This is a genomic window from Streptomyces sp. NPDC048002, from assembly GCF_040653275.1.
In the GTDB taxonomy this organism is placed as follows: domain Bacteria; phylum Actinomycetota; class Actinomycetes; order Streptomycetales; family Streptomycetaceae; genus Streptomyces.
The window spans coordinates 129,354-140,747 of the sequence record NZ_JBEZNL010000021.1 but is presented as its reverse complement, the minus strand read 5'-3'; the positions used below and the strand labels follow the sequence as shown (position 1 = coordinate 140,747).

Here is an 11,394-nt window from a genome sequence, read left to right as displayed (position 1 = left end):
GTGACGGGCCCCCGTGCCGTGACGGGCCCCCGTGCCGTGACGGGCCCCCGTGCCGTGACGGGCCCCCGTGCCGTGACGGGCCCCCGTGCCGTGACGGGCCCCCGTGCCGTGACCGGCCCGTGCCGTGACCGGCCCGTCCCGTGACCGGCCCGTCCCGTGACCGGCCCGTCCCGTGACCGGCCCCGGACCCGGGGTGCGTGGCCTCCGTGTCTCCCACTGCGTCGGGGCGTCGCACGAGACGGGCGGCCCCGGCGCGCCTGCGTCAGCACCCTGCGCGCGGGCGTGCCGCGGTGAGGTCGGGCCGGGACGGGTAGCCCCGGGCCCGTCCGCGTCGCCACCCTGGGTGGACCCGCGTCGCCGACAAGACGGCCCACCAGGCGGGCCCGGTGTAGAGATAGCCGGCCCCCGTGGGGGCCTACGCCGCTCCGAAGGCTGAGAAGGCCCAGCCCGTGGCCTGGTGGACCGTGTCGCCGGGCAGGGCCGCGCGGGCGTCGCGCAGGGCCTCCGCCAGGGACAGGCCCGCGCCCAGGCCCTTGTGCAGGGCGAGCATCAGCGGCACCACGGCCGCGTCGTTCACCGGCGCGCTGCACGCCACCACGCCCGCGGTGCCCAGCGGCAGCAACGCGGTGACCAGGCCCAGGAGTTCGTCCGCGCCGACCGAGGCGAAGCGGGCGGTGTCGCAGCAGGAGAGGATGATCCGGTACGGGCTGCGGGCCAGCCGCTCGAAGTCGTGCACGATCAGCGGCCCGTCGGACATCCGCAGCGCCGAGAAGAGCGGGCTGTCCGCCCGGAACGTGCCGTGCGCCGCGATGTGCGCCAGCGCGGCCCCGTCCAGCTCCCGCAGCACCCGCTCCACGCCCGCGGAGTCCTGCTCCAGCAGGGTCGGCGCGCCGTACCGGTCGGCGAGTTCGGGCACCTCCGCGCCCCCGCTGGCCAGACCGGGACCGCGCACCAGCACCTGACGCCCGCCCGGCGGCGCCTTCGTCTCCCGCGCGCGCAGCCAACTGCTGGCCGAGGGGGACACGTTGACCACGCGCTCGCGCAGCGAGGGCAACAGCGCCCACGGCACCCGGTGCAGCCGTCCCGGCGGTACGACCACGAGGGGCCCGCCGCCGAGATGCGCCGCCGCAGGCCCCAGCAGCAGCTCCTCCAGTCGCCGGCCCGCCGCCTCCACCACGGGAAGCCGCGCCTCGGCACCGGGATGCGCCAGCCGCCGCAGACCGGCCTGTACGTGCTCCGCCTCGACCTCCGCGTCCGCCAGCAGCCCCGCCTCGAACCGCCGTACCCGCCCCTGCGCGCACAGCAGCACCTGCACCCGCCCGTCCACCACGGCCAGTTCGACCAGCCGGGTGTCGTCGCCGAGGGCCCGCAGCAGCCGGGCCGGGTCGAAGCGGTCGCCGCCGCCGGGCGACGCCCCCCGCATGTGCAGCGTCCGGGAACGTATCTCCCGCTCCAGGCGCCGCTGTTCGCGCTCCAGGGCCGGCACCGGCCGCCCCTCCATCCGGGCGGCCTCCGCCCGCGCGGCGATCTCCCGGAACGCGGTGAGCCCGGTCTGGAGCGCGGGATCGGCCGGCGGCCGGGTCGGTGGGGCGGCCAGCACCGTGGCCCGCCAGCGCTCGCTCCACACCAGCAACCGCCGCGGCCCCCCGGAGTCCAGACTCACCCGCTGGGCCAGCGCCGCGAGTTCGGCGCCCTGCGCGGTCGCCCGCGCCCGCAGCTCCGAGGCGCCCAGCGTCGTACGGTGGTCGTCGAGGACGTCCAGGCCGCGCCGGCACGCCTCCAGCACACCGCGCCCCGACCCGGCGGCCCGCGCCCGCAGCGCCTGCGCGGCCCAGCCCGTCATCCGCGCCAGCGGCGGTCCCGCGCGCCGGCTGCGGGCCGCGACGCCCAAGTGCCGTTCGGCGTCCGCCCGCCAGCCCAGCGCGAGCGCGATCCGGCCCGCGAGGAGGGACGCCTCGGGCGCCGCCGGGGCACCGAAGGCGGCCAGCCGGTCGGCGACCGAGGCGGCGTCCGCGACCAGCCGCCCCGAGGCGCGCCCCGCCGCCAGCCGCGCCTCGATCAGCACCAGCCGGGCATGCGTCTCCCACCAGGTCCGCCGCTGCCCGGCGAACAGCCGTACCGCCAGCGCGGCACGGGCCACGGCGGTGTGCGGATCGCCCGTCAGCCGGGCCGCCCGCGCGGCGACCAGCAGCAACTCCGCCTTGCGCGTGGACTGCCCGCCGATCCCGTCGAGCACGGCGATCGCGGCGTCCGCCGCGGTCAGCGCCTCAGGGGCGAGCCCGGCGGCCATCAGCACCTCGCAGCGGCGGATGTCGAGCATGAACGTCGGTGTGCCGAGCTTGGCGTACCGCTCCTCCGCCTCGTCCAGCAGACCCAGCGCGGCCGGGATGTCCCCGGACCGGTACGCGGCGAGCCCCCGGCTCTCCACCGCGTCCGCCTTGTCGTGCTCCTGGCCGGTGGTGTCCCACAGCGCCTCGGCCGCCGTGAAGTCCGCGTCCGCCCGGTCCACCGTGCCCAGCGCCAGATGCACCGTGGCCCGCAGGGTCAGCGCCCGCGCCGTCCAGATCACGTCGTCCGCCTGCCGCAGCACCGGGATCGCCCGCCGGACGTCCTCCAACGCCTCCCGGTGATGACCGAGCACCCACCACACGTAGGCCCGCCGGTACAGCACCCGCGCCCGGGTGTGCCCGGTACCGCGCGCGACCCCCCGCTCGAAGGCGGCCAGGCCCTGCCGGGTCCGGCCCGCGTGCACCAGGGCCACACCCAGGGTGCCCAGGACGTCCGCCTCGCGCGCCGCGTCGTCCGCGCGCGCCGCGAGGTCACGGGCCCGCCGCAGATGGTCCAGCGCCACCCGCAGATCGCCGAAGTCCCGTTGCCAGATGCCGATCACCTGGTGGGCGACGGAGGCGTGCAGGGGTGAGGGGTCGCCGCCCAGCACCTGCTCCGCCTCGGCGAGCGCCTCCCCGGGTGCGGCGAACACCTTCGGCAGCAGTTCGAGAACCGAGTCGCTTCCCGCGGTCACCATACGGATGGTAGTGCTCACTCCTGCCTGCCACACAGGTTTGACGCTGTATCAATCGACGGCTCCGAGGCTCTGACTGACGACCGTCGCACCAACGGGAGGACACGCCATGGCACCACAGCGATTCCACGAGCAGTTCGACCAGATCCAGCGCTCCATGCCCGACGTCCCGTTGGCGATGGGTCCCGACGACTCCGCCGAGTTCTTCTACGAGAAGGGCGTCGTGCTGGCCCGGGACGGTGAGGAGGCCCGCGTCGTCGAGGACACCGTGCGCGAGCACTTCACGACGTTCGCCGGCGTCACCTCGGACCAGGTGCGCCGCGCGGGCCCGGAGACCAACCGCTCCGGGATCACCCGGATCCAGGTCGGCGACCCCGGCCAGGGCGACCGCTCCGCCGACCCGGCCGTCGCCGGAGCGCTGCGCGCCCTGCGCTCCGCCGAGGGCCGGGCCGGACGCCGGCTGGTCAGCCGCAACCATGTGGTGTCCATCGCCGTCAACGCCTGCCCGGGTGACGAGCCCGTCCCGGCCCCGCTCACCGAGCAGCCCAACCCGGCCGCGGCGGAAGGCGTCCACAACGCCGACACCGCCGTCGGCGTCCTGGTCGTCGACACCGGTCTGATGGCGGACTACCGCGCCTACCCGCTGCTGGCCCACACCGACGGCGACCTCCAGATCAGGGAGTGCGACGACGACGGGATCCTCCAGCAGTACGTCGGACACGGCACGTTCATCGCCGGCCTCGTCGCCGCCGTCGCCCCCAACACCACGATCACCGTCCGCAACACCCTCAACGACGCCGGTGCGATCCTGGAGTCCGAGTTCGGCGACAAGCTCTTCGAGGCCGTCGAGCAGGGCGGCTGGCCGGACATCCTCAGCCTCTCCGCCGGGACCTCCAACGGCCGCACCGACGGGCTGCTCGGTCTCGACGCCTTCATGCGGGAACTGCGCACCCAGCGCACCCTGTTGATCGCCGCCGCCGGGAACAACGCCAGCGCCACCCCGTTCTGGCCGGCCGCCTACGCCGAACTCCCCGAGTACGCCGGCTCGGTGCTGTCGGTCGGCGCGCTGCGCGGGGACGGCGACTTCGGGGCCTGCTTCAGCAACCACGGCTCCTGGGTGAAGGTGTACGCCCCCGGCGAGCGCCTCACCAGTTCCCTCACCGGCTTCGACCGGCCCGTCCCGTACGTGTACCAGCACTCCACCTACGACGCCTGCCGGTACGGGTTCACCTACCTGTGCACCTGTCAGACCCCGGCGCACACCGGCCTGTTGAGCGAGGCGCAGGCCGCGGCCGACACCGCGCAGCCGGACCAGGTGATGTTCGAGGGGTTCGCGCAGTGGAGCGGCACCTCCTTCGCGACCCCCGTGGTGGCCGGCCTGGTCGCCGCGCACATGACCGCGCACAAGGAGACCGACCCGCGTGCCGCCCGCGGCCAACTGATCTCCTCGAACACCGAGTTCGCCGAGGTGCGCGGGGCGCACGTACCGGCCCTGCTCCCGCCGACCTGGCGCGCGGTTCCCGTCACCGCTCCCGCTCCTCCGGCATGAGGGCCGGAACCGCCCCCTCCACGGCGTACGATGTCTTGCCGTACACGAGGGGTGGGGCAGTGGATCGTGCGGATGTCGGCGCGCTCGTCCAGTCCGCCGTCGACGGTGAGGCGGCGGCCTGGAAAGCGCTCGTGGAAGGACTGAGCCCGCTGGTGTGGTCGGTGGTGCGTGCCCACCGGCTCTCCGACGCCGACGCGCACGAGGTGTACCAGACCGTCTGGTTCCGCTTCGCCCAGCACCTGGGGCGCATCCGTGAACCGGAGAAGGCCGGCTCCTGGCTGGCGAGCACCGCACGGAACGAGTGCCTGAAGGTCCTCAAGAGCCTTCGGCGGCTGACGCCGACGGACGACCCGCTGCTGCTGGACCGCGTCAGCGACGACCGGACGCCCGAGGAGTCCCTGCTGGACTCCGAGGAGGCGGCCGCCCAGAGCGAACGCGTCCGCAGGCTGTGGCAGGAGTTCGACGAACTCGGCGAACGCTGCCGCCAGTTGCTGCGGGTGCTGATGGCCTCGCCGCCACCCAGCTACCAGGAGGTGTCCGGCGCCCTCGGGATCGCCGTGGGCAGCATCGGCCCGCTCCGCCAGCGCTGTCTGCGCCGGCTCAGGGCCCGACTCGACGCACGGGGGGCGCTGTGAACGACGACGACCGCAACGACGACTCCCTCGACGGGTTCGAGGGGCCGGACTTCGACGACGCCCTGCTGGAGGAGGAGCTGCGGCGGGCGGCCGCCATCCTGGACCCGGTACCGGCGGAGCTGAGCCGGATCGCCGTCGACGCCTACGCGCTGTACGAACTCGACGCGCGGATCGCCGAGTTGACCTTCGACTCGGTGGTGGACGCCATCCCGGTGCGGGGCGCCGTGGACGTGCCGCGGATGCTGACGTTCCAGGCCGGCGCGGTCACCGTGGACGTCGAGGTGACCAGTGACGGTCTGATGGGGCAGGTGCTGCCGCCCCAGCCGGCCCGGATCGAGGTGCTCGGCGGTCCTCAGTCGGCGGCGGCGCCGCTCACGGCGGACGCCATGGGCCGCTTCAGCAGCGACGACCCGCCCGCCGGCCCGTTCGCCCTGCGCCTGCGGACCGGTGCGGAGGTGGTCGTCACGGAATGGCTGCGCGCCTGAGTCACCAGGCGCAGGGCAGGGACCGCGGACCGCGGATCATGGTCCGCCGGCGCCAGGGCACCTCGTCGGGCGCCACCGCGAGCCGCAGTCCCGGCAGCCGCTCCAGCAGCGTGGCCATCAGCAGCTCGCTCTGGAGCCGGGCGAGCACCGCGCCCGTGCAGTAGTGCGGTCCGCTGCCGAACGCCAGATGCGGCGGGCCCACCCGGTCGGGGTCGATCCGGTCCGGCTCCGCGTAGACCTCCGGGTCGCGGTTGGCGGCCAGATAGGACACGTACACCGGGTCACCGGCCCTGATCCGCACGCCGTGCAGGTCGACGTCCTCCAGGGCGATCCGGGCCAGCCCCACACTGCTGCGGTGCGGGATGTGCCGCAGCAGTTCGTCCAGGACGGTGCCGCGCTCCTCGGGCCGGTCCCGCATCCGCTCCATCAGCTCGGGCCGGGTCAGCAGCAGGTACAGCATCTGCCCGCAGTTGTGCGTGACGGCCTCGCCGCCGATCTGGAGCGGCCCGGCCAGGCCGACCGCCTCGGTCTCGCTGATCTCGCCGTGGTGCACGGCCGCCCCGAGCAGCGAGTAGACATCGTCGCCGAGGCTGTGGGCGCGGCCCCGGACGGTGTCCGTGATCCACCCGTACAGGCCCTCCTTGGCCCGCTCCGCGGCTTCGGCACCCCCGGAGGTGGAGATGATCTGCCGGGTCCAGGCGTGCACCTGCTCCCGTTCGGGGACCGGCACCCCCATCACCTCGCTGACCACGGCGATGGGGAACGGCTCCAGCACCCGCTCGACGAGGTCGGCGGGCGGCCCGTCCTTGACAACCCCGTCCATCAGCTCGTCCAGCAGCCGCTGGGCGCGCGGACGGAGCCGCTTCATCGCGCCGACCGTGAAGGCACCCGACACCGGGTGCCGCAGCCGGTTGTGGTCGGGCTGGTCGGCGAAGGCCAGGGAGCCGGGACGGGGCTTGAAGTGCGGTGCCATCCGCGTCACTTGACGGGTCGTCACCTCGGCCCGGCTGAACCGGGGGTCGTTGGTCACGGCCTTGACGTCCTCGTACCGGGTCACCAGCCACGCCCAGCCCTCGCCGTGCGGCAGCCGGATGCGGGTGAGGGGTCCCTCGCGCATCAGCTCGGCGAGGACCGGGTCGAAGTCCGTGCCGTTCAGATCGCGCGCGGGCCAGTCCCGGACCGCGGGCCCGTCGCGGCCGGTGAGCGTGGTGGTGTCGTCGGTCATGCCCCCACCCTCACCGCCGCCCGCCCGGCTGTCGCCCGGGAGTGCTCCAGCCGAGGTCAACCGGGCAGCGCGTCGACCAGCCGGGCCAGGGCCGAGGCGAGCGGCGTCAGGCCGGGACCGGCCGGTCCGCCCGGTTCGCTCATGTAGAGGTCCCGCCGGATCTCCACCATCAGCGCGCTCACCCGGGGATCGCTCCCGTAGAACTCCAGTGGCACGTACGTCCCGGCGAACGGACTGTCCAGCCCGACCTCGCCGCACCCGGCGAACGCCTCCCGGGCCGCCGCGAGCAGCGCGGGCGGGGTGTGGAAGGCGTCGGTGCCGAGGCAGACGGCCGGCCGCTGCCCGTCCCCGTGCAGCTCGTAGGGGAGCGCGCGGCTCGGGTAGGAGTGCACGTCGATGATCACGGCTCGCCCGGTGGCCGCGAGCCGTCCCGCGACGGCCTCGGTCATGGCCCGCGCGTACGGCCGGAAGTACCGTTCGAGCAACGGCTCGGTGTCCCCGCCCGCCTCGCGCAGTACCTCCTTGTGCGTGGTCCGCGTGTAGACGGCCCCCATGCCGACGGCGAGCATCTCCTCCCGCTCGTCGGGGAACCGCTCGGGGTCGACGACCAGGCGGGAGAGCCGGTTGGTGAGGACCCACGGCGTCAGCGCGCACGCCTCGGCGGCGGTCTCCGCGATCCGCGCGGTGTGCGCGTCGGTGATGTGGTCGAGTTCCCGCTCCAGCGCCGGGTCGTCCAGCACGATGCCGGCCCGTACGTCCCCGGGGATCTCCCGTGCGGAGTGCGGGACATGGAGCAGCACGGGGGAGTGGTGCGCGCCCGCGTCCAGGGTGAACGACCGGGCCGGTGGCGGTGTGTGCGGCACTACTGGCCCACCCGGCCGTCGACGCGCTCGCGCAGGAGATCGGCGTGGCCGCAGTGGCGGGCGTACTCCTCGATGCGGTGGATCCACAGCTCACGTACGGAGTTGCGGTCCTCGCCCACCCGGGTGCCCAGGTCGGAGAACCCCTCCAGCACCGCGTCCGTGGCCGCCTGTTCGCGGGCGAGGTCGGCGAACGCCCCGTCGACCAGGGCCCGGGAGCCCTCGGCGCCGTCGAAGTCCGCGTCCCGCGCGCCGTACAGCCTGGCTTCCGGCTCCCCGGGCACCACCCAGTTGCGCCAGTCCCGCTCCACCTCGGCGAGATGACGGACCAGGCCGAGCAGGGACATCGTCGACGGCGGCACCGACCGCAGCGCCAGCTGCTCCGGGTCCAGGCCCTGGCACTTCATCTCCAGGGTCAGCCGGAAGTCGCGCAGCACGCTCCGCAGCGTCTCCAGCTCGCCGTCCGGACCGGGCCCCTCGTTGTCCCGGGGGTCCTCACCGGGATCGGCCCACATGTCGGGATACACACTCGCCTGGGTCCACCGCTCGGGTACGTCGTTCATCCGCCCCACCCTGCTGACCCCGGCCCCGGCCCGCAACCGGATTTCCGGCGGGTGCCCGGGGCCGGGCCGGCGGCGCGCCGCCTCAGTTCAGCGCGACCGGAGCCGGGTCGCCGTAGAAGGTGATCGCGGGCCAGCCCCGGGACTGGGCGAACTCGCTGAGCAGCTCGGCGAGTTCGAGAGGGCTGATGCGAAGGGCGGCCGGTGTCTCCGAGTTGGTCACGCGGAACTCGATCTGCACCTCGGCGTTGGTCTCGCCGCCGGTGTTGGTCCAGGTCCGGCCGGTGAAGAACGTGTCGTGCGCGAACTGGGTGGCCGCGGGCGCCCCGGCCTCCGCCGCCGGGGCCGCGTCCGCCGCTTGGGCCGCCTCAGCCGTTTCGGCGGCCTGCGCCGGCTGTGCCGAGGCCGCGGTGCCGAGGACCGCGCCGGCCGCGGTCGTACCGGAGTAGCCGAGCAGGGATCTTCTGGACAGGCTGGACAAGGTTCCCCTCCTTCGGCGGCCGTGCGGGGGTGTCCCGGAGGCCGTGGGCCGATCGTAGGCATGATCGAAGCCCACGCAGGGCTGAACGAGATCGTCCGGTACGTCCGCGGACATGCCGGAGGGCCGGCACCGTGACGGTGCCGGCCCTCCGCGGGGGGTCCGAGCGTCAGCTCAGGGAGGCCAGGGCCTCGTTCCAGGTCGCCGACGGACGCATGACCTCGGCCGCCTTCGCCGGGTCGGGCTGGTAGTAGCCGCCGATCTCGGCCGGGGAACCCTGCGCCGCGATCAGCTCGTCCACGATCTTCTGCTCGTTGGCGGCGAGCGTCTCCGCCAGCGGCGCGAAGGCCTTGGCCAGCTCGGCGTCGTCGGTCTGCGCGGCCAGCTCCTGCGCCCAGTACAGGGACAGGAAGAAGTGGCTGCCGCGGTTGTCGATGCCGCCGACGCGACGGGTCGGGGACTTGTCCTCGTTGAGGAAGGTCGCCGTCGCGCGGTCGAGGGTGTCGGCGAGGACCTGCGCGCGGGCGTTGCCCGTGGTCTTCGCGTACTGCTCCAGGGACGGCACCAGCGCGAAGAACTCACCGAGCGAGTCCCAGCGCAGGTAGTTCTCCTTGACCAGCTGCTGGACGTGCTTCGGCGCGCTGCCGCCGGCGCCCGTCTCGAACAGGCCGCCGCCCGCCATCAGCGGGACCACCGACAGCATCTTGGCGCTGGTGCCCAGCTCCAGGATCGGGAAGAGGTCGGTGAGGTAGTCACGCAGCACGTTGCCGGTCACCGAGATGGTGTTCTCGCCGCGGCGGATGCGCTCCACCGACAGCTTGGTGGCGTCGACCGGGGCCAGGACACGGATGTCCAGGCCCTCGGTGTCGTGCTCCGGCAGGTAGGCGTTGACCTTGGCGATCAGGTTGGCGTCGTGCGCGCGGGTCTCGTCCAGCCAGAACACGGCCGGGTCGCCGGTGGCGCGGGCGCGGGTGACGGCCAGCTTCACCCAGTCCTTGATCGGCGCGTCCTTGGTCTGGCAGGCGCGGAAGATGTCCCCCTCGGCGACCGGCTGCTCGATGACGACGTTGCCGTCCCCGTCGACCAGGCGGACCGTGCCGGCCGCGGCGATCTCGAAGGTCTTGTCGTGGGAGCCGTACTCCTCGGCCTTCTGCGCCATGAGGCCGACGTTCGGGACGGAGCCCATGGTCGACGGGTCGTAGGCGCCGTTGGCGCGGCAGTCCTCGATCACGGCCTGGTAGACACCGGCGTACGACGAGTCCGGCAGCACCGCGAGGGTGTCGGCCTCGGCGCCGTCCGGGCCCCACATGTGGCCGGAGGTGCGGATCATGGCCGGCATCGAGGCGTCGACGATCACGTCGGACGGCACGTGCAGGTTGGTGATGCCCTTGTCGGAGTCGACCATCGCCAGGGCCGGGCCCTCGGCCAGCTCGGCGTCGAAGGACGCCTTGATCTCGGCACCGTTCGCGAGGGCCTCCAGGCCCTTGTAGATGCCGCCCAGGCCGTCGTTCGGGCTGAGACCGGCGGCGGTCAGCGCAGCACCGTGCGCGGCGAACGTCTTCGGGAAGAACGCGCGCACCACGTGACCGAAGATGATCGGGTCGGAGACCTTCATCATCGTGGCCTTGAGGTGCACCGAGAACAGCACGCCCTGCGCCTTGGCCTCGGCGATCTGCGCGGTGAGGAACTCGCGCAGCGCGGCCACGTGCAGCACGGAGGCGTCGACGACCTCGCCCGCGAGGACCGGTACCGACTCGCGCAGCACCGTGGTGGTGCCGTCGGCGGCGACGTGCTCGATCCTGAGCGCGCCGGCCTCGGCGATCACGACGGACTTCTCGGTGGAGCGGAAGTCGTTCTGCCCCATGGTCGCCACGTTGGTCTTGGACTCGCCGGTCCAGGCGCCCATGCGGTGCGGGTGGGTCTTGGCGTAGTTCTTGACCGACGCGGGGGCGCGGCGGTCGGAGTTGCCCTCGCGCAGGACCGGGTTCACGGCGGAGCCCTTGACCTTGTCGTAGCGGGCCTGGATCTCCCGCTCCTCGTCGGTCTTCGGGTCGTCCGGGTAGTTCGGCAGCGCGTAGCCCTGGCCCTGGAGCTCGGCCACGGCGGCCTTGAGCTGCGGGATCGACGCCGAGATGTTCGGCAGCTTGATGATGTTGGCCTCGGGCGTCTTGGCGAGCTCACCGAGCTCGGCGAGCGCGTCCGGGATGCGCTGGTCCTCGGCGAGGTACTCCGGGAACACCGCGATGATGCGGCCGGCCAGCGAGATGTCACGCGTCTTCACGTCGACACCCGCCTGCGAGGCGTACGCCTGGACCACCGGCAGGAAGGAATACGTCGCCAGGGCCGGGGCCTCGTCAGTGTGCGTATAGATGATGGTCGAGTCAGTCACCGGGTGCTCCGCTCCACGTCTGCAACATTGCTCGACATCAAGATATCTCGTGCTCGCCCCCGGCTCGACAGGGGTCGGCCCACAGTCGGGACGGGCGGGGCACGAGTTTCGGCCGGAAGTGCAACCTCCGCGGGCGTTCCGGTGGTCCTGTAGGTCGATCACTTCCTCAGAGGCGACGGCCGGACCTGACC

The 11,394-nt window shown here is 73.6% G+C and carries 9 protein-coding genes; 3 read left to right on the top strand and 6 right to left on the bottom strand.

Features of this window, described 5'->3' with window-relative positions; all coding sequences use genetic code 11:
• Positions 1 to 415: 415 nt before the first annotated feature.
• On the bottom strand, positions 416 to 3,025 hold the full coding sequence (locus AB0E07_RS24720) for a CHAT domain-containing tetratricopeptide repeat protein (RefSeq protein WP_362256093.1): 2,610 nt from the start codon (positions 3,023 to 3,025) through the stop codon (positions 416 to 418).
• A 106-nt stretch (positions 3,026 to 3,131) separates the two neighbouring features.
• On the opposite strand from AB0E07_RS24720, the gene AB0E07_RS24715 reads away from it, so the two are divergent.
• The 3 genes from AB0E07_RS24715 to AB0E07_RS24705 are packed head-to-tail and all read left to right on the top strand — an operon-like array spanning position 3,132 to position 5,691.
• Positions 3,132 to 4,571, top strand: a complete 1,440-nt coding sequence (locus AB0E07_RS24715) for a S8/S53 family peptidase (RefSeq protein WP_362256090.1) — start codon at positions 3,132 to 3,134, stop codon at positions 4,569 to 4,571.
• On the top strand, positions 4,568 to 5,206 hold the full coding sequence (locus tag AB0E07_RS24710) for a sigma-70 family RNA polymerase sigma factor (RefSeq protein ID WP_362256088.1): 639 nt from the start codon (positions 4,568 to 4,570) through the stop codon (positions 5,204 to 5,206). The genes AB0E07_RS24715 and AB0E07_RS24710 overlap by 4 nt, the downstream gene beginning before the upstream one ends.
• A complete protein-coding gene (locus tag AB0E07_RS24705; RefSeq protein ID WP_362256085.1) occupies positions 5,203 to 5,691 on the top strand; it encodes a hypothetical protein in 489 nt (162 codons plus the stop codon). The genes AB0E07_RS24710 and AB0E07_RS24705 overlap by 4 nt, the downstream gene beginning before the upstream one ends.
• A gap of 1 nt (position 5,692) precedes the next feature.
• Here AB0E07_RS24705 and AB0E07_RS24700 read toward each other — a convergent pair whose 3' ends face one another.
• The 5 genes from AB0E07_RS24700 to AB0E07_RS24680 all read right to left on the bottom strand — a co-directional run bounded on the left by AB0E07_RS24700 (position 5,693) and on the right by AB0E07_RS24680 (position 11,203).
• Positions 5,693 to 6,916 (bottom strand): cytochrome P450, encoded by a 1,224-nt coding sequence (locus tag AB0E07_RS24700; RefSeq protein ID WP_362256082.1) that lies wholly within the window; start codon positions 6,914 to 6,916, stop codon positions 5,693 to 5,695.
• A gap of 56 nt (positions 6,917 to 6,972) precedes the next feature.
• Complete coding sequence (locus tag AB0E07_RS24695) at positions 6,973 to 7,779, bottom strand: N-formylglutamate amidohydrolase (protein WP_362256079.1); 807 nt, start codon at positions 7,777 to 7,779, stop codon at positions 6,973 to 6,975.
• A complete protein-coding gene (locus AB0E07_RS24690; RefSeq protein WP_362256078.1) occupies positions 7,779 to 8,339 on the bottom strand; it encodes a DinB family protein in 561 nt (186 codons plus the stop codon). Before AB0E07_RS24690 ends, AB0E07_RS24695 begins: the two co-directional genes overlap by 1 nt.
• Before the next feature lie 82 nt (positions 8,340 to 8,421).
• Complete coding sequence (locus AB0E07_RS24685) at positions 8,422 to 8,817, bottom strand: twin-arginine translocation signal domain-containing protein (RefSeq protein WP_362256076.1); 396 nt, start codon at positions 8,815 to 8,817, stop codon at positions 8,422 to 8,424.
• A 166-nt stretch (positions 8,818 to 8,983) separates the two neighbouring features.
• Positions 8,984 to 11,203: an NADP-dependent isocitrate dehydrogenase gene (locus AB0E07_RS24680; protein WP_362256073.1), complete on the bottom strand. Its 2,220-nt coding sequence runs from the start codon at positions 11,201 to 11,203 to the stop codon at positions 8,984 to 8,986.
• Between the last annotated feature and the right edge of the window lie 191 nt (positions 11,204 to 11,394).

What these genes read in the sequence shown, in the direction of transcription:
- AB0E07_RS24720 (WP_362256093.1), bottom strand. Translation starts at nt 3,025, where the DNA reads ATGGTGACCGCGGGAAGCGACTCGGTTCTCGAACTGCTGCCGAAGGTG.
- AB0E07_RS24715 (WP_362256090.1), top strand. Translation starts at nt 3,132, where the DNA reads ATGGCACCACAGCGATTCCACGAGCAGTTCGACCAGATCCAGCGCTCC.
- AB0E07_RS24710 (WP_362256088.1), top strand. Translation starts at nt 4,568, where the DNA reads ATGAGGGCCGGAACCGCCCCCTCCACGGCGTACGATGTCTTGCCGTAC.
- AB0E07_RS24700 (WP_362256082.1), bottom strand. Translation starts at nt 6,916, where the DNA reads ATGACCGACGACACCACCACGCTCACCGGCCGCGACGGGCCCGCGGTC.
- AB0E07_RS24690 (WP_362256078.1), bottom strand. Translation starts at nt 8,339, where the DNA reads ATGAACGACGTACCCGAGCGGTGGACCCAGGCGAGTGTGTATCCCGAC.